Source organism: Bacillus sp. COPE52 (assembly GCF_003355115.1).
Taxonomy (GTDB): Bacteria; Bacillota; Bacilli; order Bacillales; family Bacillaceae_G; genus Bacillus_A; species Bacillus_A toyonensis.
The window spans coordinates 2,587,389-2,611,936 of the sequence record NZ_CP031292.1; the positions used below are offsets into that span (position 1 = coordinate 2,587,389).

The following is a 24,548-nucleotide window of genomic DNA, read 5'->3' on the forward strand; positions in this document are numbered from 1 at the left end:
AAATCCAAATAATCAGATTTACAAGTTATATTGTGAAAAGCAAATGTTTACTTGAATTAATATTTATCAACATTTGTGTATGTTTTCTATATATACAACGTATATAAAATACTTTACATTATGTGTAAGTTAAAAACTGAATGTGTCAATATTTTTTATGGAAAAATGAAAGCGTTTAATTAGGGGGAGAAAGTATGGGGAAGTTATTTTTAAAAGTATGTTTTTTCACATTAGTGACTGTTTGTTCATTCATAGCGAAAACAACTTACGCTGAAGAGAGGCAACAAAATAATTATCCTATCATTTTAGTGAATGGATTTGCTGGATGGGGTAGGGAAGAAATGTTAGGGGTAAAATATTGGGGTGGTGTTCATGATATACAGGAAGATTTAAAAAGAAATGGTTATACAGTACATACGGCTGCTGTTGGTCCTGTTTCTAGTAACTGGGACCGTGCATGTGAATTATATGCACAAATTAACGGTGGAATTGTAGACTATGGTGCGGCACACGCTGAGAAACATGGACATAATCGTTTTGGTAGAACTTATAGTGGATTTGCACCGAATTGGAGTGAAACAAATAAAGTTCATTTAGTTGGGCATAGCATGGGTGGACAAACGACAAGAACATTAGTGCAGTTATTAAAAGAAGGCAGTTATGAAGAAAAAGACTATGTGAAAAATCATCCGAACGCAAAGATATCACCACTATTTGAAGGCGGTAAATCGTATGTTCATAGTGTTACAACTTTAGCAACTCCTCATAATGGCACAACACTCGCGGACGGAAGTCTTCTATTGCCGTTCGTTAAAGATTTACTCATTACAGCTGCGAGTTTAGGAGGAAACAATAATTTATCATTATATGATTTTAAATTGGACCAATGGGGTATGAAAAAAAACGCTGGAGAGTCCTTCTTCCAATATACTGATCGGATTTTAAATAGTTCAATTTGGGAAAATACAAAAGATATTAGTCAATGGGATTTAAGTACTGATGGAGCAAGGGAGTTAAATAGTTGGGTAAAGACGCAATCGGATGTGTATTACTTATCGTATAGTGGACATGCATCACAAGCAGCACCTATAACCGGTTTACAACTACCTCATATTACGATGAACAAAGTGTTAATGGGGAATGCATTTTTCTTAGGTTCTTATGCAAGATTTGAAGAAAATCGCCCATTAATTGATACATCTTGGTGGCAAAATGACGGTGTAGTAAATACAAATTCTATGATTGCGCCTTCAACTAGTATTGCTGTAAATAATAATGAGTTTTTACAGGTTGGAAAATGGAATCATATTGAAACGAAAGCAAATTGGGATCATTTAGATATGGTAGGACTAAGCGTTTCAGACACGTTAGGTTTTTCTAATATTCAAGAGTTTTATAGAACAGTTGCAGAAAAGTTATCACGGTTACCGCAATAGTTAATAATAAAGCGCTCTCGATGGAATTCGGGAGCGCTTTATATTATATTGAAAGAGGGATATGGAAGAAAAATATGGGGGGATATTATGAAAATACAAGTTGTTTTATCAGGATACGGGACAGTAGGAAGAGAGTTTATAAAATTAGTAAACGAAAAATATTTATATATATACGAAACATATGGAATCCATTTAGTTGTAAGTGGCGTATTAGGTAGAAATATTGCAATACATAATGAGGAAGGTTTGTCTATTCATCATTTATTAATGTATGGTAGCGGTACTGCATCAATTGAAAAGTATATAGAACATCACCCGAAAGACCGTGCAACAAGTGGGATAAGTGGTACTGTATTGGTAGAATCAACAGTTACAAATCTTAAAGATGGAAATCCGGGAAAAAAATATATAAAACAAGCGATTGAGAAACATATGGATATTGTTGCAATTTCAAAAGGTGCACTCGTTACTAACTGGAGAGAAATAAAGGCAGCAGCAAAAGAAGCGAATGTACGAATTCGCTATAGTGGCGCAACTGCTGCAGCACTACCGACATTAGATATTGGACAATTTAGTTTGGCTGGCTGCAATATTGAAAAAATAGAAGGAATATTAAACGGGACAACTAATTATATTCTTACAAAAATGTATGAAGAAGATGTTACGTTTGAAGAAGCACTGAAAGAAGCGCAAAATAAAGGAATTGCTGAGACGAACCCAATATTAGATGTAAGTGGTTCGGATAGTGCGTGTAAATTATTACTTTTGGCAAACAGCTTGATGGGTGATGAGAATATGCTTACTGATATGCATATAAAAGGAATCGAAAATGTTACAAAACAACAAATTCGACATGCTAAGGAACAAAACAATTATATTAAATTAATAGCTTCAGCATATAAGGATATGGATGGTAAAGTGAATCTTAATGTAGAACCGCTTGAAATAGAAAAAGACCATCCACTAGCAAAAGTAAATGGAACTGAAAAAGGAATAACATTCTTTACAGATACAATGGGACAAGTTACTACAATTGGTGGAGCTTCTAATCCACGCGGAGCCGCAGCAGCTGCTTTAAAAGATGTAATTAACTTATATCGTAGAGATTTATAGAAGTAAAACTCACACCTTCAAAATTCGGATGGAGAAAAAAAGTTAGGTGGGAGCCTTTTGCCCATATATGTCCGATTCGGGCTAAAAATCGGTGGGGGATGAATAAAATTCCCACGGATTAAAGTTTCACTTTATAAGACCGTACCGCTGTTAATAAAAAATACATATGTAGTGGACCTTTTGAGAATGAAATAAATATGCAAAAATAATTGCAGGGGGTAAGAAATTGTTTAAAGATTTTAAAGTTGTAAAAGATCGTCCCGTTTATATTCAATTAAAGGATTATTTTAAAAAGATGATTATGAAAGGGCATTTGCTCGGTGATCAAAAGATCCCATCAACAAGGGAACTGAGTGAATTATTATCAGTGAGCAGAAATACAGTACTCTCTGCTTATGCGGATTTAGAACAAGAAGGACTCATTTATGCAGTAAAAGGAAAAGGGAATTTCGTTGCGAAGGTGGATATATCTAACACCTCGTCTGTTGAAATAGATTGGAAAAATAAACTGAATACAGTTACCACATTAGCGGATGAATTAGACTTAATGAAGCATGGAGTTCGCTGGGAAAAAGGAATGGTTGTTTTTAATAGTATAGCCCCGGACGAAAAGCTATTTGATGTTGAAAATTTCAAAAGAGCTTTTCTTACTCGTATGTCCATTGAAGGGGATATCGTATTGAACTACGGATATGCAAAAGGTTACCGACCGTTAATGAAATATCTACTTCATTACATGGAAATGAAAGGTGTAGATATTTCGAACAAAGATATTTTAATTACAAATGGATTTACAGAAGGATTAGATATTGTACTATCTTCCTTAGCGAAAAAATCAGGGCGTGTGATTTGTGAGAATCCAACTCACCATGCTGCATTGAAACTTTTTCGCTTACATGGACTTGAAGTTCATGGGATAGATATGAATGATGATGGTATTGATACGACTCAAGTAGAAAAAAGTTTACGTGAAAAGGATTTTGATTTTGCGTATTTAATTCCTTCTTATCATAATCCAACTGGTATTGTTACAAGTTCGGAGAAAAGAACGGAATTGATGAGGTTATTTTCGAAATATAAGGTTCCTATTATAGAGGACGGATTTAATGAAGAATTACGTTATTCAGGTTCACATTTATCGCCACTATTAACTTTTGCTGGGGCTGGTAATAATGTGATTTATATTAGTAGCTTTTCGAAGGTACTTTTCCCTGGTTTACGTGTAGGGTGGATTATTGCCGATAAAGAACTGATTCATTATTTAGAAAGTGTTAAAAGAGCAAGAACCATTCACACATCTACGTTAGATCAAGCTGTTTTGTTTCAATATTTACATGAAGGATATTTTGAAAAATATTTAAAAAAGGCAAGATCTGTTTACAAGAAAAAATATGAGTTAGCCGTTGGGGCTTGCAATCAGTACATTCCGTTTAAAAGGATGACTGGAGATGGCGGACTTCATTTGTTTATAGAGTTGGAAGAGAAAATTCACGCTCGCACACTTTTACAAAAGTGTTATGAGAAAGGTGTAACGTTTTCTCCTGGAGATGTTTTTTATTCTGATGGAGGGGGAGCGAATACATTCCGCTTAGGTTTTTCACGTTTGAAGGAGAAAGAAATAGTTAGTGGGATTCAAATAATTGGTGAAACTTTAAAAAATGAAACTTGGAGTTGAGAAAATGAGAATTGGCGTTATTATGGGAGGAGTATCCTCTGAAAAACAAGTATCAATTATGACTGGAAATGAAATGATTGCACATTTAGATAAAAATAAGTATGAAATCGTTCCAATTACGTTAAATGAAAAAATGGATTTAATTGAAAAAGCGAAAGACATTGATTTTGCATTGCTAGCATTACACGGAAAATACGGAGAAGATGGTACGGTTCAAGGGACGCTTGAGAGTTTAGGTATTCCATATAGTGGCAGCAATATGTTATCTAGCGGTATATGTATGGATAAAAATATTTCGAAAAAGATTTTGCGTTATGAAGGAGTAGAAACACCAGATTGGATTGAACTTACAAAAATGGCGGATCTAAAGCTTGATGATTTAGATAAGTTAGGATTTCCGTTAGTGGTAAAACCAAACTCTGGCGGCTCGAGTGTTGGCGTAAAGATCGTCAATGATAAAGATGAATTGATCTCAATGCTGGAAACTGTATTCGAATGGGATTCTGAAGTAGTAATTGAGAAGTATATAAAAGGTGACGAGATTACATGTTCAATTTTTGATGGTAAACAGTTACCTATCGTTTCAATTCGACATGCAGCTGAGTTTTTCGACTACAATGCAAAATACGATGATGTTAGTACAATTGAAGAAGTTATTGAACTTCCAACTGAAATTAAGGAACGTGTAAATAAAGCGTCATTGGCTTGTTATAAAGCATTAAAATGTAGTGTTTATGCAAGGGTTGATATGATGGTGAAGGACGGAATTCCATATGTAATGGAGGTTAATACATTACCAGGGATGACCCAATCAAGTTTACTGCCAAAAAGTGCAGATGCCGCGGGGATTAATTATAGTAAACTATTAGATATGATAATTGAAACTTCATTAAGAGTGAGGAAAGAAGAAGGTTTTTAAGATAATTATACAATTAAAACTTTTGATAGTTCCACGAAGTATGCTATGATAATTACAATACGACAACTAAATATTTATCCACTAGGGGGGCCTTTTGTAGGCTGAGATCAAACATAATTTTGAGACTCTTAGTACCTGATCTGGTTAATACCAGCGTAGGGAAGTGGGAAGACGATTATATTTAAAGAATACATTAATATTGTCTATTTCACTTTCTTTACGCCTGTAAAGAAAGTTTTTTTGTTTTACAGATTTAATAACTGTGGATAAATACATATATTTTATACATTATTGGAGGAATTTAAATGACTTTTTCACAAACATTACGTAAAGAAGTAGATTCTATTTGGGAGGCAAGTTTTCATCATCCTTTTGTAAAAAAACTTGGTGAAGGTACGTTAGATTTGGCAAGTTTTCGTTATTACGTACTTCAAGATTCATATTATTTAAGTCATTTTGCTAGAGTACAAACTTTAGGAGCTGCAAAGGCTCTTGAATTAGAAACGACAGCTCGCATGGCACACCATGCTCAAAATACATACGAGGCAGAATTATCATTACATGAGAATTTCGCAAAGAAATTAGGAATTACGGAAGAAGAAAAAGGTCATTTTATCCCTGCCCCAACTGCATATGCGTATACTTCACATATGTACCGTGCGGCGTATGAAGGGCATTTAGGGGATATTATCGCAGCAATTTTACCTTGCTACTGGCTATATTATGAAATTGGTGAACGTTTAAAAGAATGCCAGCCAGAAGAGCCGATTTATAAAGAGTGGATTTCTGCTTATGGATCTGATTGGTTCCGTACTTTAGTTGAAGAGCAAATTACACGATTAGATACTATCGCTGAACAAGTGACAGAGTCTGATCGGAAGCGTATGAAACAGCATTTCATTATTAGTAGTCAATATGAATATTCATTTTGGGAAATGGCTTATACATTAGAAAAATGGCCAGTGGATACAGAAGTAAAAGATGTAATTGGATAAAGAGTAGAGGTATTGTTATACATATGTATGGACAATACCTCTTTATATGATTTCAAAAAAGGGGTATCGCAAAAAAGACGTATCAATCTAAGTGCGTCTTTTTTTCAATTAGCAATTTCATGGAAAGCTTGCTGGAAAAGTAGAATGAAAAGTCCTAATCAGGGCTTTTTTTTGTAGGAATTTCTTAACCGTCATTGAATCCTGTCACTAGTAGGTGTTTTGACGCTACGACGGACTAGATTGTTTATTCGCCTAGTGAAGTATATAAAAAATTAGGAATATCTGAAGGTGCTCTCAGAAAGTATATGGAAGTGTTATAACGAGAGGCATTTACAGTACAGAAAAATCTAAGCGGCATACGGGAATACATAGGATACGGCATCATGGTTATTGAGAAATGAATTGAACTTAGTAAGCATGAAGATATGACGCAAGAATTTACATTTTATAATTTCTATTTATAAAAATGAGCCCATAGTAAAAATAGGTATATGAACAAGGTGCATTGTCTAGTGATAGGTCATATTTTAAAGGTGTACGCATTGAACTTAGTTTATACCGCTATTTCTACTTAGATTTAACGAACAGAAATATAGGAAAGCATCGATGAAGTTAAAGCTTATAAACGGAGGTCATGAAAATGAATAAGTTTCAACAAGAACTACAAGCGTTAAGCCTTAATGATTACCAGTCTGGAAATATGGTGTATTGGGACCAGCAAAACCAATATCCATACTACTATTTTGAAGATGCTGCTCGTCGCTGTGGCGGTTGCGGTCGTTGTGGCGGTTGTGGCGGTCGTTGTGGTGGTGGATTCCGTTGTGGTGGATTCCGTTGTATTGGTTGCTTTGGTTGTTTTGGTTGTGGTGGCTGTGGCGGCTGTGGCGGTTGTGGTGGTTGTTCTAATTGTTTTAATGGTTTTAATGGTACCACTGATACTACTGGTACTATTGTAACATATGAATATTGATAAGAGAAAAAAGGAATCTACTTTGTAAAGCGTTATACAATTTTATAAAAGAGATAAATCAAAACAGACGTAGCATCTTTTAATTTAGAGAAATAATTTATCCAATCTTTTATAAACATTGTGACTTTATTTCAAATCAAAAATCGAATGTTTTTTATGTTCAATACCCTTGACGCAATCTTTGACTTTCGTAAGTAGATTTATTGCACCAGAACCAAAAAGAAGAGCTGCTATCAGCCCTTCTTTCTCTTTTCATATTTCTTACATAATTAAACTTAATCACAAATAAATTCTTACAACCTTATACACTTTTACAACCAAGACTAACAATCCACTTCCAATAAGAACAAAACCAATTAAAATATTTACGTTTCTGGAGTAAACATCCTGATCCAAAAAGAATTTTAAAAAATCCAATACATAATCTTTTCTCCCCGCACCTTTTACGATCTTTTGCTGTTATATCTGAGTTTCTACTCATTCTCTTAATTGATATGAACTTTGTGAAAGTCAGTATGATTGATGGAAATGAGCGTAATTTTAAAATATATTTATTCGGATTAACAAATTTAATAATCTATTTTTATTACTATTGATTAATTTTGGAACGTAACAAAACTATGTAACTGTATGTATAAAATGCACTGCTCTAGTATACAAAATTGAGAACATGGAATAAGGTTTTTTGTTTCTACAAGGAATTTTTATTTTACTGTATATTACGATTTATAGACTGTAAATCATTTTATTGTGATATAATTTGTTTTTGTCATTATGAATATATATGTTAGGAGTTTTTTTATGGAAATCGGTTCTGAATTAAAAAATGGTCGCCACTCATTTTTCGATGGTGGATTATTCAGCTTTATTGGTTGGAATATTCTCGGTGTACTTATTACAGTTTGTACCCTTGGAATTTGTTATCCTTGGGCTTTATGTATGGTTTACGGTTGGAAAATAAATCATACAGTAGTTAACGGGCACCGTATGAAATTCAATGGTTCTGCTGTTGGCTTGTTTGGTAATTGGATAAAATGGTTGTTCTTATCAATTATCACTCTAGGAATCTACTCATTTTGGGTTTTTATTAAACTTGAAGACTGGAAAGTAAAAAATACTACATTTATCAATTAAAAAACATTAGCTTTATAATACCAGTCTATAATGACTGGTATTTTTATTTATGGCATGAAAAACACAAATATAGATAAATAGCCCATGCCCATCAACTTAAGAAATTGGTTGTTCCCCAAAACACACTAAATTCTCACAAATAACTGTTGTAGTGATATGAATTTTTCGTTTTGAGGATGCTTTAAAATATTGTCTTGATGGCATGGGATAGTACCAACAATATACGGATTTTACAGTATATGAAAAATTTAAAAAAGAAAAGATAATTTCTTATACGTTAAGGAAGCGTCGATTTATTAATTACTTCTTTAAGTGATGATTTTCGTCATAATGGTAGTGAGAGCGATGTGTAATAGAAGAGATACAGTGAAGTTTTTTAATAGAAAAAATTAAAAAAAGTGCTAATAAGTTTGCAAACGAACTTGCTCACATCTATACAGAATAGACACAAATTCTCGTTGGTATGTCGTCTTTGAAAATACTTTTCAATTTCCTACAAGATTAAACTGAGGAGGAGCACACACTTTTAGGGGGAGCTCCAGCATTTTTGAAAAAAAAAGACTCGACCGTTTTTTGGTCAAGCCCTGTATTAAATTACAAGCTATTTCCCTTTAAGCACCAGGAATATTTGGAACTAAATTCTGAACGATTTTGATAAGATTATTTGTGATATCTTGTTGTTGAGATGTAAGTGTATCGGATCCATCAGTAAATACTGTAACGCAGATTGGACAAGCTTCGATATGAATTCCCAATAGATTAATAGCTAGACCACCTGGTATATCTACAGTAAGAATCGATGTGGAACCTTCAGGAGGAGTACAAGTCTCACAGTTAGTTTCAAGAGCCATAGAGTTACCTTCTTTCTTGATAGAGTTAATATATAAATATGTTCGAAGATACTCAAAGGACACAGGTATTTGTACAAGCCTCGAAAATTGTGTTAGTGACTCAGATTTACCCCCAATGAACTCAAATCCTTCAGGAGATGTTACGATTATTGGATTATTATCTGTATCGTGTACAATAAAAATCCCACCAATCTTGACGAATTCATCAATGATTCCTCCTGGTTGCATCATTTCCATGACGTCCAGATTAGTAATATTCCCTTGAATTCCGATCCAAACACACCAGTAATCCGCTGCCAGTTGTTTACCTGTAGTGTATTGATCTTTGATAATTGATGGAGATATTTGCACAACAGTATATTGAGTGAGTGACCAAAGTTGTTTGGCGAAATCATAGGAAGCAACATCATTCTCAAGCAGTAAGACGCCCTTACCAAAAACGAAAGTTCTACTAGGACAATTCATACTGGTTGTCTCAGTCGTAGAAACTGTTTTATTTATATCCAACGTATAATCATTGGATCCCTTTAAATTTGTCATTTGAACCACTGGTTCAGTAACCGTGAGACAACTATCCGAGCTCATGATTCCGTCTAATCTTGCAAAAATTTGAGCTTCCCCAGTATTAATTGCTGTAGTCAAACCTTTTGTTTCTTCCTCATTTGAAACTATTGCACTTGAAAGATTGCTAGAGTACCACTCTACAAGTTTTGTAACCTCCCTAGTTGATTTGTCAGAATACGTACCTGTCGCAGTAAACTGATGGCTCGAACTTGAACAAAGAGATAAAGTCTTAGGATCTATCTTGATGGAAACCAAGACAGATATTCTTTTTTCATAACATTCTTTCTCTTTTGGGATAAACAGAATAGGAGGGTTAAATTGATTGGAAGTGTTCATTTGTGTTAGCCTCACTTTCTTTATCATACATTTAATCAATATATGTTACCAAGGAATTTAGCGAAAGGGGCAGTTACACACAATATAAGATATGGGTAAGTAAAGGGAGCTTTTTACTATAAAATAATAAGCGAATGATAATATTAATTAAAATGAACCCATTGGCTACTAGGTTAATACGATGTAACGGGAAGGAGATGAAAAAATGAATAATGGTCATTATGAATACAAAAATTCTTTTCATCAGTATTATCCAAACGAGTCTTATCCTTTTGTAATGGACAACAGAAATATAGATATGAGTAGAGGAGTAAGGCCACAACAATGGCAACAACTACAACAATGGCAACAGCAACAACCACAACAGCAACAACCACAGCAACAACAGCAACAACAGCAACAACCACAGCAACAATATAAGTGTCAATGTGATGGGAAAGAAGCTCTTTGCGTTTCAATTCCAGTTCCAATTACAGTTGTTCTTTTGGGTACGAAACTCCAAGTTGAATTACCGTGTATTAGAATAACTTCCGAAGAAGATATTACACCAGTATTGAAAAAGTTGATAAAGTCCCTTGGTGGTTTACTTGGCGGTTCAGGTAGCTCTTCGTCTTAAAAATACAACTTTACTTATTTATTCGGATAATAACAGCGTTTGTTTAAGCGAGGCGAAGTAGATTTGAATAGCAATAAGCAACTTTTGTGTCATTTGAACTATAACTATACACTTTGGCAAGGTTATGGTTGTTTTTAATTTTGGCAAAATAACGCTTCTTATTAAAACTTTCGGCCAACTTATGAGTAAAGTGACAGCATTATTGATTTTAAAAAATAAAAAATCGCCTTACTAAAGGCGATTTATAATTTATTCATTTTGCATTCTTTTGATGATACATAAATATTTTTTAAAATTAAATGCAATGTTCCACATTAATGTGTTTCTGGATCTTTGTCTTTTTTTCTAAGACCAAATAATCCTAGAAGTCCCAATAAACCAAGCCAAGTCCAATTATTATTTTTATTACGATTATCATTTAAATCATTTGTCGTATTTACATTTCGAGTTCTCACATCATTATTAACTCTATTCGTGTTATAGTCATTAACTCGAGTTGTAATATTATTATCGTTAACTCTATTCGTATTATATCCATCGTATTCAGCATGGACGCTTGTACCAAAAACCGTAATAGTTAGTAAAAGGGCACCTAAAATAGATGAAAGTTTTTTCTTCATGATTTTCCCTCCTTTCGTATTTAATAATGTCTCCAGTTCCTTTAGACAATATTCGGTTGAAAATATATAAAACCATGTACATGTTCTACAATCAGATCAAGCATAATACCTAAATAAATTTCAATCGATTCTTTATGGCTGTTGTATTAAAGTAGTCTAGGGAAATAAAGGTTATTAGCGAATTAAAATAAGTGGCAGATTCATGACTGCTTTTTGGCAGTAAATGTGCCGGTTGTTTTGAAATCAAAGTGATATATTTGTATTGTGAGAAATGACGGAAAACATTGCTCGCAAAATTCCTTATAACTGAAAATGGATCGTCATAACCGGTGGCGATGGGTGTAGATTGGATGAACAGTTGTTTCTTGTTTTCACATTCAATTGCAATTCACGTTGTGTAAACGGAGAAGGTCTTTTGCTCTTCTTCCAGGGACTTAATAATGTTTGTGTAGATAAATGTAAACAACATTAGGTGGTTGGAAGAAGAATAAAACTTCATTTACTGGATTTATAGTTATCAAATTACTATGAAAGGGAAGTTGGTGCACAGTTGCCCTTTCATAATGAAAAAATAGTATATTACCTTTCTTAATGTACATATTAAGTAAAGTGTTTAATATCACACATAAAAGGCGGGGTAATATGAGTGAAAATAAGAAGAATGAAGAATTGAATAAGATAAAGAAGTATTATTTTAATGAGGATAATCAACCAGTAGCTGGTATAGAGTTAACTTTGCCGCCTGATATAGGAAGCATGTTAGACCCGAAATCAGTTAATGATGAAAGTAAAGATATTGATAATGAATAAGTTTAATTTAAGCATCCATTCGGGTGCTTTTTATTATGTAAAAAGATAAGGGGTGAGGGTAGATGGATAACGATTTACAAAATAAGATTGATGTACTCGGTCTTCAAGCTGTGGATGAAACAGCTTATAACAAAGATCTAAAACCCCATGAGGAAACATACAAGCGAGCGAAGATAGATATTAATCGTTTTAAAAATTACAAACTGTATGGTGGGGAACACATGCTTTATTCTATTGAATATATCGAACGAACTCCAATAGAAGAGTTATTAAAGCTCATAAGGCTAATGCAATATTGATAGGTAAAGGATAATGAAAGAATACAAAACCAAACAACAGAAGCGTAAGTTTTATGACAGTGGTGAATAGAAAAGTACACGTGAACAAGTGAAGAAGCGTGACAACTATGAATGCCAAGAGTGCAAGCGCAACGATTAGTAGCAACGGTATTATCTCAACCACCACCTTTAGATGGACAAAAAACCGCTCAAGTGGGAACTTTAGTACGGAAAGCCTTCCTTTTTTATATTTGTTTTTTGTAAAATTATTGTAAATCATAAATACATTATATAACTATATATTATATAATGTGTACGTAATATATTTGAGATGTTAGGGGTGATGTATTCGATAATTACGTGTAACTTTTAAAAGTGTCATTTTTATAACGTATTATTATAATAAATTGTTTTAAATTCTTCTTTTAGACTTTAAATTTTAAATTGTTTAGATTCAGTAATTGGTGTTTCTCGTTTTTTGATAATCAAGATAAATGAAGAGAGGAAGTACTCAATACATGGAAAAATTACGGTTATTAACATTTAAAAATATAGTAGAGCCACTTTTAAAGGAACATGTATCATATATATATTTTCCGATTGAATGGCTAGACATTGTAGAGATACATTATAAGACATTTTTATTAACTAATAAGTTAAAGCGTTTAAATGAAAGATTGTATGATATGTTTTCTGATATATTGTTTATTCAGCATAATCCGTATGTATTAAATGAAAATACGCCATGGATTGTGTCAAAAGAACCAATTAGGCAAGAACAACTTGATTATATATTTCAAAGTTGGTATGAGGTCATTCATGATTGGAAACCGAATCAATTAATGGAACCGCCAAAATATGAATGGCATGACGATTTGATTTCGAATGTAACAGTATTACATGATAGTGAAACGTTTTCTAAATGGGTACCCGCATTAATTTCACATGTTTTTTGTGTACAACCTATACGAATTGAGAATAAAAATGAAGAAATCTATTTTTCTCCACTTCGATCACAAAATATTTGTGAGGCAATGTCAGAGCCGATTAAAGATGAAAAAACACAAGACTTTTTCGCCTATGTATACCGATTTGAATGTATAACTCGTGGTGGTGAGAATATTCCATTATTAAAGGTTACAGTAGGTATTCGGAGATTCTACCAAGAATATAAGATGATAGGTTAAACAAACCTTGATATAACAACGTTTGTTTGACCTATTTTTATGGAATGCAAACATTTTGCAAACATAAGTTATCCAAAAATGCTTTTTCCAAAGTTTTTAACAGCTTCTTCTTGCATATTCGGTAAAACATGAGAATAAACACTTAATGTCAATGAAATGTCTGTATGACCTAATCTTTCACTGATAATTTTAGGATTAACTCCTTGTTTCAATAGTATGGTTGCATGTGTATGTCTTAAATCATGGAACTTAATTTCTTTTATGCCTGCGTTGTGTGTCGCTCTAATGAAATTTTTTCTGAAATTAGCTTTTTTTATAATCATTCCAAACTCATTACAATTAATTAAATCAAAATCTTGATACGCAGAACCAAATCTTAATTTCTCTTTATTAATCGTAATCTTATGCCTTTTTAAGGAGTCTATAGTTTCTTTAGGTACAGGAATGGTGCGCTTTGACGAATTCGTTTTTGCTGTTTTTTTGATTTTATTGTCATGGCCAGATGTTTGATTTATTGTAACGGTATGTTTTGCAAAATCAACGTCCTGCCATCGTAAGCCTAGAACTTCTCCCATACGCATACCTGTAGTTATTGCAAGTAGATACCCAATGTGATATCGTGATTCTTGTGAATGCAAAAGAAACTTTTTTACTTCTTCCTCTGTCCAAGTTTGGATAGAGGTTCTTTCTTTTTTTGGTATCTCAGCAAAAGCAGCAGGATTTTGTGAAATAATATTTTGTTTTACAGCTAGATTTAAAGTGCTCTTTAAAATTCTATGCGTAAGCAGAATAGAATTGTTTGCAATACCTTTATCCATTGCAGTTTTATAGCATTTTTGAATGTGCATGACATTTAATTTATGGAGTGCAACCATTCCTATAGAAGGTATAACATGTTGGTTGATAAATGCCCTATAGCCGACAAAGGTACTCCTTTCTATACTCATACTTTTAATTTCTAGCCAATGATTTAGGTACTCCTTTAATGTAACCTTAGACGGCTCTATAAAAGTCCCTTCATTCAATTCTGTAATCTTCTTCGCAACATCAGCCTGTGCTTCTTTTTTTGTCTTATATCCAGAAAACCATTTCTGTCTTCTTTTTCCTGTCTCTGGATCGGGTCCAATATCAATAACAATACAATACTTATTTCCTCTTTTTCGAATATGTCCTTTCACTTAAAACACTCCTTCATTTGTTTTGAATCATGTTGTATAAGTCTAGTTGTAATTTTGCTGCTATGAAAATTACATTTTTGGACATATCAGCGATGGATATATTTTACCATATATGTACAAATTCAGTGATAGGATATGATTATCATCCTTTTATATTCGATGATTGTTTAAGAAAATAAAATTGCCCACGAACAAGAACTTGCGTTCTGTTTGTGAGCAATTAGTGGTAATATATTCGTATAAAATCATAATACGAAATAATGCAAAATTGCATATAATATTTTGTATTTATATATCAATCGAGAAACGTTGGTATATAGCGATTTTAAAACTTTCTCAATATTTTTCTGATAATCATGGGACAGAATTTTGGAAAAAATGTGATATTATGAAAATAATAAAATCAACGGACGTAAAAAGACCCATGACTGTGAAAGTAGTGTTGGTCGCACTCTTTCACCGTCCTCCCTAATCCGACTAGGGAAAACACTTGTCATAAGTCTTCATACATAATTATAACATACAATCTAGATATAATGACACGTTTTCCTTTAAATGTAAAAGCCTAGGGGCAACGTGTCTTTTTTGTCCAATAAGGGGGGCAAAATGTAGTGCATGAGATAACGGTTGAGGAAGATAGAAAATATGTAATGAGTGAAATAATAAGAAAAATTACAGATGATCTATTTGCTTCAAAAATTACTAGAGAAGAGTTAGCGAAGTATATCGGAATTGCCAAGAGTACATTATCCGATATTCTTAATGGTCACACAGAAATTAGTTTTATATATTTAGTGAAAATCATGATGAGGTTATATGAACAACAAGCTCCAGAAATTAAAAATGATATGATCATTGAGTACTTGACGTATGCTAAGCCAGAAAACAAAAGGGAAGCTTTAGAGTATGCAGCGTTCCGTCGAGAATTCGACTCCTTAAAAGAGTTGATTGATAAGGAGTTAAAATCATCAACAGATGTTAATAGAGAATGGGCGGAGATTTATCAAATAATTTACGAACATTGCAGAGATAAACAAGATAGTGAACCGAAGTATGATCCTTATGCATTTTACGATGAACTAGATAAAAAGAAGAAAGATGTTTCTTCTAATGAAATGAAGATTTTAATTGAGATATTATTATGCCAAACACTTTACCAAATGAAAGAATATAAATTGTTATTCAAAAGAATAGTTCGTGTAGAGAAAAAAGCGCAAAAGATTTCTAATAAATACATCCGTAGCAGTTATTTAGTTCGTATTAAAGAGGGAATGTGCGTAACATATTTAATGCAAAATGAAATTGAAAAAGCTCGTAAAAATTCTATAGAACTATTTAAAATTTGTGATAAAAATCCTAATTTCGAAATTCAAAAGGCTAATTCATTTTATAATTTAGGAGAATCGTATATTTTCGAAGATTACAAAAGGTCTAAGAAATACTTGGAATGTGCACTGACTGTATTAAATGATGGGATTTTTAAAGATAACGATGATATAAAAAGAAAAATACAAAGAGTAAAGAACACATTAATTTTCTTGAAAATCCACCATTATCGAGATTTACACGATGTACCGCCTGATTTAGACAAGGATGGATATGCATATTTAGAATTGAAAAAAGGAAATAAAGAAAAAGCAGAAACGTATTTATTAGAGATAGAAAAAGAAAATGGAGCATTAAATGAATTCCAAACTTGCTATATGGGATTGGCTAGAAATGATAAATATTTATTAGAGAAATCTCACAAGATGTTTTTAGAGAAAAAAAGTCTTTTTTATGCAAAAATCCCACAATTATATTTGGGCTATATTTGAAAAAATGGTATAATTAAGCCGTGGAATGGGGTGAGTTTATTGAAAAAGATTTTAATACTTTTACCGATATTAGTAATTGCTGGGTTGTTTGTTTTCTCAGCTGATAAAAAAGTTGAAGAACCAAAACAAGAAGCTAAAAGCTATGAGAATGTAATTATGTATTCAAATGAACCAGGCGGTGGCGGCTGGTAAAATTTAATATTAGATATATGAATGCGATCGTCCTGAAAAGGGTGGTCGCATTTCGTGCTTTTAGGAGAAGTTCGGATTTTATAAAAAAAGGCAAAGTCCGAAATTTTGTGAACGATTCACAAACTATTATAAAAATATTGGAGGATGTTGGGGATGAATAAAGGGAACATAGAAAACTTATTAGTAACAGAAGTAGCAGAATTCGAAGCGCAATTTTTGGAGGTTACGAAAGCAGCACATGAGGGGGATGAAAAATCACTTGAAATTATAATGAAAATGAAACAGGCAATCGGTAGCTTCTAATGCTATCAATCGCCTGTTAGTTTCATTAAGTCTTTAAATAATTTCATAATCTCTTTTTGTTTCTCTGGATCTTTTTCTCTGAATTGAGCTATTAATTCTTCAAATTCGTCTTGAGCACTTGTGATAGGATTCTTTTCATCAGACTCTCCAAGTACGTAAGCAACAGATATATTAGCTAATCTAGCAACTTTAATCGCCATCTCTTTAGATGGTCCTTTTTCATTATTAATGTTTTCCCACATAGATATAAGAGGCTTACTTACTCCTAATGCCTCAGAAAATTCTCTTTGGCTCAGTTTTAATGTTTCAGTCCTAATTTCTTTTACCCTACGACTAATCAATTCGTGATTCATTTTAAAATTCTCTCCTTCTACAAAAAATGCAGATACTTCACTATTGTGTATTACTTTAATAGTATTACAGTAACTTACTATATAAAATGTAACAGATAAGTTAACTCTAAGACAACCCTTTAAAAATTTTGAAAGTTATGGGTTTACTTTAAGTTAACCTTTGTGTATACTCAAATTAACGAATTAAACAAAAGGTGATGACATGATAAAACTAAATATAGAGAAGGTGAAATCCTTAAGAGAACAACGTGGTTATAGTCAAACTTTTGTAGCCACGCACTTAGGATACACACATAAAGGCGCGTATTCTCTACTGGAATCAGGTAATCGACAACCTAGCATTTCTAAGTTGGGTTTGTTAGCTAAGTTGTACAAAGTAAAAGTAGATGATTTATTAATTGGTTAACTCATAGTTATCATATTTTTTTAACAAAGGGTTAACTTAAATTTAACCTTTTGGAAAGGAGCAAAACGAAATGGGATTAGATCAAATCATTAAAGAATCAATCCGTGAAGTTGTTCGAGAGGAAATTCAAGCAGCATTAGCTTCATTTCAACAACAAGCACAACCAAACAAAGTAATGAGAGTGAAGGAAGCGGCAGCTTATCTAAACATAGCAGTTTGTCGAATGTATGAATTAGCAAACCATCCACAGTTTCCAGTAATTAGGGATGGGCGTAAGTTACTCTTTCTACAGAAAGATTTAGAAGCATGGCTTGAAACGAAAAAAGAAGAATCAAGGATTGTTTAGAAGTATGCGTATCTGATAAATAAGGAGGTGATTTAGTGGAAGACACAACATCATTATTTATATTAGGAATGCTAATCGCATTTGGATCATTGTTGTTTTACATCACGTATAAGCCAATAAAAATTAGGCTTGGAGTGACGGAGAACAAAATAAAAAGACCCATGGCAGTGGGTCCTTAAGAGAAACAATTTGATATAAGTATACCACGGAAAGTAGGGAAATAGTACATAGGTTTAATTGAATATCAAGTGCTATTACCTAATGAGTTTTGGGACTTAGCAAAGATCAAATAAAACAAATGTTTGAACAGTGTTTCATTGTTGGTTATCCGCATTATGAAATTCAACGGATTATCAAGAGTGGACAAGCATATGTGGCAGTTTGTACGAGGAGGTAAATAAATGGCAACATTTCGAGTTCATAAAAGTAAAAATTACACAACCATTAATAATACAGGTCTTCGAGACGAACGTTTAAGTTGGAAAGCAAAAGGAATATTGGCTTACATTTTATCTTTACCAGATGATTGGGTGTTTTACATGGAGGAAATATCCACTCATGCGAAAGATGGAATCGATAGTTTAAGGGTAGGAGTGAAAGAACTGAAAAAATTCGGTTATGTTAGACGGTTTCCTGTAAAAAACGAAAAAGGAAAGATAACCAATTGGGAGACAATTATTTATGAAGTTCCACAAGTGGAGAATCCACATATGGAAAAACCACAAGTGGAAGTTCCATTTATGGAAAATCCAACACTACTAAGTACTAAAGAACTAAGTACTAATAAACAAAATACTAATATACAAAGTAGTAGTAGCATCTTCTCTTTCTACGAAAATAATTTTGGGATTTTAAATTCGTTCATAGCGGAAAGCATTTCGCAATGGGTAAACGATACAAGCGAAGAACTTGTACAAGCAGCAATGGAACGTGCGTTGAAACAGCAGAAGAAATGGAATTATGCGGAGGGCATTTTAAAACAGTGGATTAACAAAAATATCCGTACATTAGTTGATGTTAATGCGGCAGAAATTGAGTTTAAAAACAAAGTTAAAAAAGGAGAGAAAAACAATGCAAGCGTTAGGAAAAAGAGTAGCTTCATCGAAAAATACGATTTTGAGTAAATTTGATCAAAGTTATGTGTTGTCTCCTAATAGATGTACAAATATTTTCTTGGTCGGAAAAGAAAAAATTAAAGACGTTTGTAATAAACGCTTACTTATAGATACAAAAACAAATGAAGAGTTTTGTCCGCAATGTAGATTGGTAGAGCAAGAGGATCAACAACTTGCAAAGGAAACATTAGCTATTAAGAAGAAAAACGAAATTATTCATTTATACGATTCGTTTTCAGATAACAGCCTTATTAATCCTAAATTGAAAAAAGCAACATTTGATAGTTACACACCACCTACACAGGAATTAGCAAATGCTAAAGAAGTAATGATGGATTTTGCTAGAAACTTTGATCCTAACAAGTCAGAAAGTATTGTAATTACAGGTGACTATAGAGTTGGAAAGAGTCATTTATGTGTAGCGGCTACAAAAGAAATTATGAGAAAAGGCTACAGTGCAATGTTTATAGAAATGAACGCACTTTTTACAAAAATCACATCTACGTGGAATAAAAATAGCGAATTAACAGAGGACAAGCTAATGTCTATTCTCGCAAATGTAGATGTACTTGTATTAGATGACTTCGGAGCTGAGTTTACGGAAAAAGATGCCGAGGGCGTTACTTGGAAGAAAACGAAAACAAAGGATATTCTCGAGCGCAGGTTAGGTAGAACAAACTTATTTACAACAAACTTTGGTGTTATGGAGTTAGCTGGAATGTATGGAGAACGTGAGTTTAGTCGAATTATGGAAGATACCCAAGTGATAAAAATGTACGGTGAAAATTATAGCTTGCGAAATTTCAAAAAGGAGGACTAAAAATGTGCGCATTATGCCATGATACAGGAATTATTCGTAAAGAAACTTATCCAGGTGTAACTCTAACGGAAGGTTGTAACTGTGAAGTAGCAAAGCAACAGCAAGAAGAAAACGATAAGCGTTGGCAAGCATGGCTAGTAAAATTCGAATCAATGAAACAAGAGTTACAACGTAATCAACAACAAAAAGTTAGCTAACAAGAAAAAGGGGGATTTCAGTCGTATGAAGCCTACGAAAATCGAAATCGATGTTACTGATAATAAAATTTATGTGGTCAAGAATGGTGAGGTTACGCCACTGAATCCTCCAGTAACAGGATTCGGAGAACAAGTAATTACTTGGCAAGGCGGAAAAGTTGATCGTGTATCAACTACAATCACAGAAAAAATCAAATAACTGGGGATGCGATTATGAAGCAATTAACAATTGATGATGTTATAGGCAGTTTTAACTATAACGCGATAAGTACCAGTGAAAAGTTTTTGAATCCAAGCTATGAAGTGCATTTCTACGATAAAGAGGAACGGCAAAAGATGGATTGCTTTGATGCTAGGAGTGAAGCTGAAGCTTGGAATGCAACGTTAGAAGAGCATGGTAAAGGTATTCAGAAGATTAGGGTAATTCATTCGAAGCGTAACAGAGCTGAATTTTTGGCACTAGATTAGGAGAGGAAACAAATGACCTTAAATCGGTGGTTAACGAATGAAGAGTATGAGGTAGCTAAATCTAATGGTATTAGTAGAAGAGCTCTTTACATGAGAGTTTACACATATGGATGGGAATTACAAGAAGCATTAACAATACCGCCAAGAGCATACTGGCATATTGGCAAAGGAAAATTCAACAAATTATTAAAACTAGCAAAAGAAAACGGAATTATTCCTAGTACGTTTTATGGGAGAGTCAATAGCGGATGGAACCCACAAGATGCAGCGACTATTCCTGTTCGTAAACAAAGTGATAGAAAAGATTGGGCTAAGATAGCTGAAGAAAATGGGATTAGTGCTAGTACTTTTAGATCAAGAGTAGCAACTTACGGATGGGATCCAAAGAAAGCAGCTACAACACCAGCTAGGAATAAAAGAGCAAAGAAAAATATTAGTTAAAGGGAGCGGATGGCAATGAAAACAATGGAAAACGGTGTATTTGGAGTAACAAAGTTAATCAGTAAATCAAAGGAAGGACAAGTTGTAATGGATATCAATCAAATTTGTGAATTAAATGATTATCAAGAATCAACTTTACGTACTTGGAATAACAAAATTGATTTTGGAGGACGTGTTTCAAATGCAGCTTTAGGACTTACAGGAGAAGCTGGTGAAGTTGCTGATATTGTTAAAAAAGCAATTTATCATGGACATGGTTTTCAACCATTGCATTGTCCAGGAGAAGAGGACGGAAACACTTATAAATTAGCCTTAGAGCTTGGGGACATTATGTATTATGTATCGATTATGGCGCACGAATTAGGATATACGTTACAAGATATTGCTGAAATGAATATCGCAAAATTAGCTAAAAGATATCCAGATGGATTTAGTCGAGAAGCTAGTCAAGCGCGTGTCGATGTGAAGTAAGACCAAATTTGAATTTTATTAAGAAGAAGGAACGGAGGAATATGTAAAAGACTTTGAAAGGTCCATAAAAAGAAGAATTCAGTAAAACTCTGAATTCTTCTACATGTATTTTTATTTTTTAATCCATTTAGAAATAATAGGATAATGAAAGTCTTTTTCTTGTAGCACATATAAAATTCCTTTTATAGGTCCGAAAATTAATAAAAGAAGCAGTATTAGATATAAAGGAGCTATTCCGAAAATAATCAAAGCGTTGTTTGAAGCTAAGTCTAAGTTAGATAAAGATAACATTAAGATTCTTATTACGAATAGATTCCAAATCATTGTAATTATCCAAATGAATAGTTGGTAAAAAACAGCTTCAAGAATATTTTTTCGAATGTCCTGTGATTTGCATAAGAAATAAAAAATCAATGGTATATAAAAAATTGTGACACTAAAGAAAATAAGAATAAAAAAAGATAATACGGTAAGAAAATGCATAATTAATTTTATGTTCTTTTCTTGAGTTAGGATCATTAAGGTCCTCCTATATGTATGAGACTTGTTGTGCCTATTAATATATATGCTGTAGATAATTATAACATAAAAATTAATTGTAATAGAATACTGCATCGAAAAGAATACGTATTAAATTAAATAAAAGCGTTATTTGAAACCCGAAAGTGTTCTTAGAAAATACATTTTATATTCTGTTTTGAGCTACGATTTTAATATTCTCTGGTGGAATGATATCTCGAATTTTTTCTTTTAAATCTACTTGGACCATTTCTTCAAGATGTTCAAGTGAAACCTCAAAGTTTATGCATTCCGCAGTTGCGATGCTTAATAAAGAATAATTTTCATTCTTTTTAACAACAAGATATTGCGATTGATCTGTTATTACTATACACCCTTGTTGAATGCCTAATTTGCGATTGTCTTCAAAAGTCATAAATGTTTCTCCTTTTATATGTATTGCCGATAAATAGTTTACTACATAAATACATTGGTTCATATTGAGAAACCTTACATTAGTATTACAATTTTATAAGGTTTCTCAATATCTTGTGGACTAGTAATAAGGAGAGTGTTAAAAGGTTCAATTGAATATTTAACAAAATCCTTATTTGAAAACAAGAAGCCCTAGAGTTAGGGCTCTAGGGCTTTTTGTTTTGGTATTCTCACATGGTTTTTCAAAAAGAATAGAACATATTGAAGATAACATGTGAATGTTTCATAAATGTATCAAAAAAGTGAACAAAATTGCTATTGCAGAAGAAGCAGAAATGAAGTTTCTAATACGTAAGTACGTGAAAGGTATTATTTCCAGTGGATAAAATGTGTATGGGGCACCTAATCATTACTTTATCGGAGGAAAAGAATATGTTATGAACTTGGTTGAATGAAAAAATGAAAATTTTACTTTTAGAGTGAAACTGAACAAAAACGCTATTTTATTAGAAAAGGTAGTGATATCTCATGAAGAAGTGTCAAAAGGTTAAAGAAATTGTACGGATGTTAAAAGAACTTGCTGATGAACATAGATTTGGTGGATTTAACGAGTACGATCAAGAAATAACAAATCTATTCGAGGAAATATTGCCTCACCTGTCCCATGAAGGTTTGAATTTTGCAATGGGTTATATAGAGGAAGCAAGTAAGGTAGGGGTTAACAGAAGAAAGCCGATGACAAGTGATGATATGTTCATTTGGAAGATTGATAACAGAAAAATAGTAGGACGAAATATATAAAAAGGAGATTGAGAAATGAACTTAAGGGAGTACGTTGTTTATAAAGGTGAATCATTGCTATGTATCGGAACTATACAGGAATGCGCTGATTATATGGGCGTGCTTCCTGCGACGGTTCGTTTTTATACAAGACCAGTGTATCAAAGGAGAATAGCAAGTCGGAAGAATGCTAGAAATTATATAACTGTTACGGAACTTGAGGAAGATTAATAAAAATTTCATTTTGTAGAAATAAGGAAACTAAAAAAGAGCACCATGCATAAGTGCTCTTTAAGATAGGAGGTAACACTTTGAGCTAGATACTTAGGTTAAAAGTATATGGCGTAGAAGAGAAATAAGACCTAAAATTTATTATCAACTCAATACAAAAGAGCAGTTAACAAAAGTTAACTGCTCAGCCTTCAGAGAAAGGGAAAAGAACATTACAGAGGTCACTGTGAATTCAAGCTGTATCAGCCCATTTATAGTATTGGACATAGTTTAGAATTTTATTCGGAAAAACTCAAAAAAGGCAGCTAGCAAAGGCTAACTGCTTAGTCCCAAGGAAGGGAGAGGAGCGGTTTGTTAGGTCTTAGTCTAAAATAAGGGTTTTAGTTGTTAAGACCTAAATATAGTATGGATTTTACTTTAGAAATTATACATATAGATTTCATTCTTGCAGAAATGGTTAAAATACAAAACAGCTAGTTCAGTGAACTAACTGTTTTGCGATTTACTCGTAGTACAAAGGAAATTAGGCCCTACAAGTACAGATATGTAACTTGAAGTTACAGTTATAGTATAAACGTAATTGGAAATGTTATACGGGAGTGAAAAGGAACCTGAATTTTATTTTGTAACAAAAGGGAAATAAAAAAGAGCACTGTATATAAGTGCTCTTTGACTAAGCTTTTATGAAATGAATTTTGAATGCCTTTTCAATATTAAGGTATGACAAAACTGCTTCGTTGGTGAAGTCGATATAAAAAGAGCACTCGTTTACGGTGCTCTAAAGATAGGAGGTAACTAATTCTGTGAACATAACGAACTTACTAACAATGTATGTTGTATGTAAAAAATAAGAACAACAAAGAACAGTTTGATGTATTAACTGCTTTTTTTGATACAACCTGGGTAAAAAGCAGATTGTAATGTATTTAGTATTAGCGAGATATTGAATTTTATTAATTTTTTTAACAAAGTCCTTATTTGAAAATTAAAGAG

At 32.9% G+C, this 24,548-nt stretch carries 31 protein-coding genes, 1 pseudogene and 1 riboswitch; of the genes and pseudogenes, 26 read left to right on the forward strand and 6 right to left on the reverse strand.

Annotation, left to right across the window (positions count from 1 at the left end):
- Positions 1-194: 194 nt before the first annotated feature.
- The 7 genes from DPQ31_RS12780 (at position 195) to DPQ31_RS12810 (ending at position 8,242) form a co-directional block, all read left to right on the forward strand.
- Positions 195-1,436, forward strand: coding sequence for an esterase/lipase family protein (locus tag DPQ31_RS12780; protein ID WP_000517088.1), 1,242 nt, complete (start codon positions 195-197; stop codon positions 1,434-1,436).
- 87 nt (positions 1,437-1,523) lie between these two features.
- Entirely contained in the window at positions 1,524-2,549 is a 1,026-nt protein-coding gene (locus DPQ31_RS12785; protein WP_000701777.1) for a homoserine dehydrogenase, read from the forward strand.
- A 226-nt stretch (positions 2,550-2,775) separates the two neighbouring features.
- Positions 2,776-4,224: a MocR-like pyridoxine biosynthesis transcription factor PdxR gene (locus DPQ31_RS12790; protein WP_000471600.1), complete on the forward strand. Its 1,449-nt coding sequence runs from the start codon at positions 2,776-2,778 to the stop codon at positions 4,222-4,224.
- Positions 4,225-4,228: 4 nt separating this feature from the next.
- A complete protein-coding gene (gene ddlB, locus DPQ31_RS12795; RefSeq protein ID WP_208731995.1) occupies positions 4,229-5,143 on the forward strand; it encodes a D-alanine--D-alanine ligase in 915 nt (304 codons plus the stop codon).
- A 73-nt stretch (positions 5,144-5,216) separates the two neighbouring features.
- Positions 5,217-5,322, forward strand: a riboswitch (TPP riboswitch).
- A gap of 126 nt (positions 5,323-5,448) precedes the next feature.
- Positions 5,449-6,138 (forward strand): thiaminase II, encoded by a 690-nt coding sequence (gene tenA / locus DPQ31_RS12800; RefSeq protein ID WP_000144532.1) that lies wholly within the window; start codon positions 5,449-5,451, stop codon positions 6,136-6,138.
- Between the two features lie 640 nt (positions 6,139-6,778).
- A complete protein-coding gene (locus DPQ31_RS12805; RefSeq protein ID WP_208731996.1) occupies positions 6,779-7,108 on the forward strand; it encodes a heterocycloanthracin/sonorensin family bacteriocin in 330 nt (109 codons plus the stop codon).
- A gap of 801 nt (positions 7,109-7,909) precedes the next feature.
- Positions 7,910-8,242, forward strand: coding sequence for a DUF898 family protein (locus DPQ31_RS12810; protein ID WP_016108509.1), 333 nt, complete (start codon positions 7,910-7,912; stop codon positions 8,240-8,242).
- Between the two features lie 611 nt (positions 8,243-8,853).
- Here the strand turns inward: DPQ31_RS12810 and DPQ31_RS12815 are convergent.
- Entirely contained in the window at positions 8,854-9,993 is a 1,140-nt protein-coding gene (locus tag DPQ31_RS12815; RefSeq protein WP_208731997.1) for an Ig-like domain-containing protein, read from the reverse strand.
- A gap of 205 nt (positions 9,994-10,198) precedes the next feature.
- Between DPQ31_RS12815 and DPQ31_RS12820 the strand changes: the two genes are divergently transcribed.
- Positions 10,199-10,609 (forward strand): hypothetical protein, encoded by a 411-nt coding sequence (locus tag DPQ31_RS12820; protein ID WP_208731998.1) that lies wholly within the window; start codon positions 10,199-10,201, stop codon positions 10,607-10,609.
- A gap of 314 nt (positions 10,610-10,923) precedes the next feature.
- Here DPQ31_RS12820 and DPQ31_RS12825 read toward each other — a convergent pair whose 3' ends face one another.
- Entirely contained in the window at positions 10,924-11,229 is a 306-nt protein-coding gene (locus DPQ31_RS12825; RefSeq protein WP_016108512.1) for a WGxxGxxG family protein, read from the reverse strand.
- A 642-nt stretch (positions 11,230-11,871) separates the two neighbouring features.
- Here DPQ31_RS12825 and DPQ31_RS12830 point away from each other — a divergent pair.
- The 4 genes and pseudogenes from DPQ31_RS12830 (at position 11,872) to DPQ31_RS12845 (ending at position 13,504) form a co-directional block, all read left to right on the forward strand.
- Positions 11,872-12,039, forward strand: a complete 168-nt coding sequence (locus DPQ31_RS12830; protein WP_001293571.1) for a hypothetical protein — start codon at positions 11,872-11,874, stop codon at positions 12,037-12,039.
- Between the two features lie 62 nt (positions 12,040-12,101).
- A complete protein-coding gene (locus tag DPQ31_RS12835; RefSeq protein ID WP_000368156.1) occupies positions 12,102-12,338 on the forward strand; it encodes a hypothetical protein in 237 nt (78 codons plus the stop codon).
- A 13-nt stretch (positions 12,339-12,351) separates the two neighbouring features.
- Positions 12,352-12,471: pseudogene (locus DPQ31_RS12840) on the forward strand (HNH endonuclease); the annotation flags it as partial.
- Positions 12,472-12,835: 364 nt separating this feature from the next.
- On the forward strand, positions 12,836-13,504 hold the full coding sequence (locus DPQ31_RS12845) for a pPIWI_RE module domain-containing protein (RefSeq protein WP_208731999.1): 669 nt from the start codon (positions 12,836-12,838) through the stop codon (positions 13,502-13,504).
- A 68-nt stretch (positions 13,505-13,572) separates the two neighbouring features.
- Here the strand turns inward: DPQ31_RS12845 and DPQ31_RS12850 are convergent, their stop codons facing one another.
- On the reverse strand, positions 13,573-14,682 hold the full coding sequence (locus DPQ31_RS12850) for a site-specific integrase (protein ID WP_208732000.1): 1,110 nt from the start codon (positions 14,680-14,682) through the stop codon (positions 13,573-13,575).
- 650 nt (positions 14,683-15,332) lie between these two features.
- Between DPQ31_RS12850 and DPQ31_RS12855 the strand changes: the two genes are divergently transcribed.
- From DPQ31_RS12855 to DPQ31_RS12865, 3 genes are all read left to right on the forward strand, one after another.
- Entirely contained in the window at positions 15,333-16,499 is a 1,167-nt protein-coding gene (locus DPQ31_RS12855; RefSeq protein WP_208732001.1) for an AimR family lysis-lysogeny pheromone receptor, read from the forward strand.
- 39 nt (positions 16,500-16,538) lie between these two features.
- Positions 16,539-16,691, forward strand: a complete 153-nt coding sequence (locus DPQ31_RS12860; protein WP_208732002.1) for a hypothetical protein — start codon at positions 16,539-16,541, stop codon at positions 16,689-16,691.
- A 153-nt stretch (positions 16,692-16,844) separates the two neighbouring features.
- On the forward strand, positions 16,845-16,994 hold the full coding sequence (locus tag DPQ31_RS12865) for a hypothetical protein (RefSeq protein WP_208732003.1): 150 nt from the start codon (positions 16,845-16,847) through the stop codon (positions 16,992-16,994).
- Between the two features lie 5 nt (positions 16,995-16,999).
- Here the strand turns inward: DPQ31_RS12865 and DPQ31_RS12870 are convergent, their stop codons facing one another.
- Positions 17,000-17,347, reverse strand: coding sequence for a helix-turn-helix domain-containing protein (locus DPQ31_RS12870; RefSeq protein WP_208732004.1), 348 nt, complete (start codon positions 17,345-17,347; stop codon positions 17,000-17,002).
- 202 nt (positions 17,348-17,549) lie between these two features.
- Between DPQ31_RS12870 and DPQ31_RS12875 the strand changes: the two genes are divergently transcribed.
- The 9 genes from DPQ31_RS12875 to DPQ31_RS12915 all read left to right on the forward strand — a co-directional run bounded on the left by DPQ31_RS12875 (position 17,550) and on the right by DPQ31_RS12915 (position 21,611).
- On the forward strand, positions 17,550-17,753 hold the full coding sequence (locus DPQ31_RS12875) for a helix-turn-helix domain-containing protein (RefSeq protein ID WP_208732005.1): 204 nt from the start codon (positions 17,550-17,552) through the stop codon (positions 17,751-17,753).
- A 70-nt stretch (positions 17,754-17,823) separates the two neighbouring features.
- On the forward strand, positions 17,824-18,099 hold the full coding sequence (locus DPQ31_RS12880; protein ID WP_000522026.1) for a helix-turn-helix domain-containing protein: 276 nt from the start codon (positions 17,824-17,826) through the stop codon (positions 18,097-18,099).
- Between the two features lie 401 nt (positions 18,100-18,500).
- Positions 18,501-19,223: a DnaD domain protein gene (locus DPQ31_RS12885; RefSeq protein WP_208732006.1), complete on the forward strand. Its 723-nt coding sequence runs from the start codon at positions 18,501-18,503 to the stop codon at positions 19,221-19,223.
- Complete coding sequence (locus tag DPQ31_RS12890) at positions 19,171-20,034, forward strand: ATP-binding protein (RefSeq protein ID WP_208732007.1); 864 nt, start codon at positions 19,171-19,173, stop codon at positions 20,032-20,034. The genes DPQ31_RS12885 and DPQ31_RS12890 overlap by 53 nt, the downstream gene beginning before the upstream one ends.
- Positions 20,035-20,036: 2 nt before the next feature.
- Positions 20,037-20,231, forward strand: coding sequence for a hypothetical protein (locus DPQ31_RS12895; RefSeq protein WP_098653000.1), 195 nt, complete (start codon positions 20,037-20,039; stop codon positions 20,229-20,231).
- A 25-nt stretch (positions 20,232-20,256) separates the two neighbouring features.
- The gene (locus DPQ31_RS12900) at positions 20,257-20,430 is read left to right on the forward strand and encodes a DUF3954 domain-containing protein (RefSeq protein WP_000805161.1); all 174 of its coding nucleotides are present in this window, start codon (positions 20,257-20,259) and stop codon (positions 20,428-20,430) included.
- A gap of 14 nt (positions 20,431-20,444) precedes the next feature.
- Positions 20,445-20,699, forward strand: coding sequence for a hypothetical protein (locus tag DPQ31_RS12905; protein WP_097880804.1), 255 nt, complete (start codon positions 20,445-20,447; stop codon positions 20,697-20,699).
- Positions 20,700-20,711: 12 nt separating this feature from the next.
- The gene (locus DPQ31_RS12910; protein ID WP_199631780.1) at positions 20,712-21,140 is read left to right on the forward strand and encodes a hypothetical protein; all 429 of its coding nucleotides are present in this window, start codon (positions 20,712-20,714) and stop codon (positions 21,138-21,140) included.
- A 15-nt stretch (positions 21,141-21,155) separates the two neighbouring features.
- Positions 21,156-21,611: a nucleoside triphosphate pyrophosphohydrolase family protein gene (locus DPQ31_RS12915; RefSeq protein ID WP_208732008.1), complete on the forward strand. Its 456-nt coding sequence runs from the start codon at positions 21,156-21,158 to the stop codon at positions 21,609-21,611.
- 111 nt (positions 21,612-21,722) lie between these two features.
- Here the strand turns inward: DPQ31_RS12915 and DPQ31_RS12920 are convergent, their stop codons facing one another.
- Together DPQ31_RS12920 and DPQ31_RS12925 are read right to left on the reverse strand one after the other, a co-directional pair.
- Positions 21,723-22,130, reverse strand: a complete 408-nt coding sequence (locus tag DPQ31_RS12920) for a magnetosome magnetite crystal formation protein family (RefSeq protein WP_199631778.1) — start codon at positions 22,128-22,130, stop codon at positions 21,723-21,725.
- A gap of 166 nt (positions 22,131-22,296) precedes the next feature.
- Positions 22,297-22,545 carry a hypothetical protein gene (locus DPQ31_RS12925; protein ID WP_033728672.1) on the reverse strand — a complete coding sequence of 83 codons (249 nt, stop codon included), beginning with the start codon at positions 22,543-22,545 and terminating at the stop codon, positions 22,297-22,299.
- A gap of 527 nt (positions 22,546-23,072) precedes the next feature.
- On the opposite strand from DPQ31_RS12925, the gene DPQ31_RS12930 reads away from it, so the two are divergent.
- Positions 23,073-23,345 carry a hypothetical protein gene (locus DPQ31_RS12930; RefSeq protein WP_199631777.1) on the forward strand — a complete coding sequence of 91 codons (273 nt, stop codon included), beginning with the start codon at positions 23,073-23,075 and terminating at the stop codon, positions 23,343-23,345.
- 15 nt (positions 23,346-23,360) lie between these two features.
- Positions 23,361-23,555 carry a MerR family transcriptional regulator gene (locus tag DPQ31_RS12935; RefSeq protein ID WP_199631776.1) on the forward strand — a complete coding sequence of 65 codons (195 nt, stop codon included), beginning with the start codon at positions 23,361-23,363 and terminating at the stop codon, positions 23,553-23,555.
- Positions 23,556-24,548: the final 993 nt, after the last annotated feature.

Coding starts and splice junctions, on each gene's coding strand:
- DPQ31_RS12890 (WP_208732007.1), top strand. CDS start 19,171: ATGCAAGCGTTAGGAAAAAGAGTAGCTTCATCGAAAAATACGATTTTG.
- DPQ31_RS12845 (WP_208731999.1), top strand. CDS start 12,836: ATGGAAAAATTACGGTTATTAACATTTAAAAATATAGTAGAGCCACTT.
- DPQ31_RS12815 (WP_208731997.1), bottom strand. CDS start 9,993: ATGAACACTTCCAATCAATTTAACCCTCCTATTCTGTTTATCCCAAAA.
- DPQ31_RS12865 (WP_208732003.1), top strand. CDS start 16,845: ATGAATAAAGGGAACATAGAAAACTTATTAGTAACAGAAGTAGCAGAA.
- DPQ31_RS12930 (WP_199631777.1), top strand. CDS start 23,073: ATGAAGAAGTGTCAAAAGGTTAAAGAAATTGTACGGATGTTAAAAGAA.
- DPQ31_RS12910 (WP_199631780.1), top strand. CDS start 20,712: ATGACCTTAAATCGGTGGTTAACGAATGAAGAGTATGAGGTAGCTAAA.
- DPQ31_RS12900 (WP_000805161.1), top strand. CDS start 20,257: ATGAAGCCTACGAAAATCGAAATCGATGTTACTGATAATAAAATTTAT.
- tenA (WP_000144532.1), top strand. CDS start 5,449: ATGACTTTTTCACAAACATTACGTAAAGAAGTAGATTCTATTTGGGAG.
- DPQ31_RS12875 (WP_208732005.1), top strand. CDS start 17,550: ATGATAAAACTAAATATAGAGAAGGTGAAATCCTTAAGAGAACAACGT.
- DPQ31_RS12925 (WP_033728672.1), bottom strand. CDS start 22,545: ATGACTTTTGAAGACAATCGCAAATTAGGCATTCAACAAGGGTGTATA.
- DPQ31_RS12810 (WP_016108509.1), top strand. CDS start 7,910: ATGGAAATCGGTTCTGAATTAAAAAATGGTCGCCACTCATTTTTCGAT.
- DPQ31_RS12825 (WP_016108512.1), bottom strand. CDS start 11,229: ATGAAGAAAAAACTTTCATCTATTTTAGGTGCCCTTTTACTAACTATT.
- DPQ31_RS12885 (WP_208732006.1), top strand. CDS start 18,501: ATGGCAACATTTCGAGTTCATAAAAGTAAAAATTACACAACCATTAAT.
- DPQ31_RS12935 (WP_199631776.1), top strand. CDS start 23,361: ATGAACTTAAGGGAGTACGTTGTTTATAAAGGTGAATCATTGCTATGT.
- DPQ31_RS12905 (WP_097880804.1), top strand. CDS start 20,445: ATGAAGCAATTAACAATTGATGATGTTATAGGCAGTTTTAACTATAAC.
- DPQ31_RS12895 (WP_098653000.1), top strand. CDS start 20,037: ATGTGCGCATTATGCCATGATACAGGAATTATTCGTAAAGAAACTTAT.
- DPQ31_RS12915 (WP_208732008.1), top strand. CDS start 21,156: ATGAAAACAATGGAAAACGGTGTATTTGGAGTAACAAAGTTAATCAGT.
- DPQ31_RS12820 (WP_208731998.1), top strand. CDS start 10,199: ATGAATAATGGTCATTATGAATACAAAAATTCTTTTCATCAGTATTAT.
- DPQ31_RS12880 (WP_000522026.1), top strand. CDS start 17,824: ATGGGATTAGATCAAATCATTAAAGAATCAATCCGTGAAGTTGTTCGA.
- DPQ31_RS12780 (WP_000517088.1), top strand. CDS start 195: ATGGGGAAGTTATTTTTAAAAGTATGTTTTTTCACATTAGTGACTGTT.
- DPQ31_RS12785 (WP_000701777.1), top strand. CDS start 1,524: ATGAAAATACAAGTTGTTTTATCAGGATACGGGACAGTAGGAAGAGAG.
- DPQ31_RS12830 (WP_001293571.1), top strand. CDS start 11,872: ATGAGTGAAAATAAGAAGAATGAAGAATTGAATAAGATAAAGAAGTAT.
- ddlB (WP_208731995.1), top strand. CDS start 4,229: ATGAGAATTGGCGTTATTATGGGAGGAGTATCCTCTGAAAAACAAGTA.
- DPQ31_RS12855 (WP_208732001.1), top strand. CDS start 15,333: ATGAGTGAAATAATAAGAAAAATTACAGATGATCTATTTGCTTCAAAA.
- DPQ31_RS12920 (WP_199631778.1), bottom strand. CDS start 22,130: ATGATCCTAACTCAAGAAAAGAACATAAAATTAATTATGCATTTTCTT.
- DPQ31_RS12805 (WP_208731996.1), top strand. CDS start 6,779: ATGAATAAGTTTCAACAAGAACTACAAGCGTTAAGCCTTAATGATTAC.
- DPQ31_RS12835 (WP_000368156.1), top strand. CDS start 12,102: ATGGATAACGATTTACAAAATAAGATTGATGTACTCGGTCTTCAAGCT.
- DPQ31_RS12870 (WP_208732004.1), bottom strand. CDS start 17,347: ATGAATCACGAATTGATTAGTCGTAGGGTAAAAGAAATTAGGACTGAA.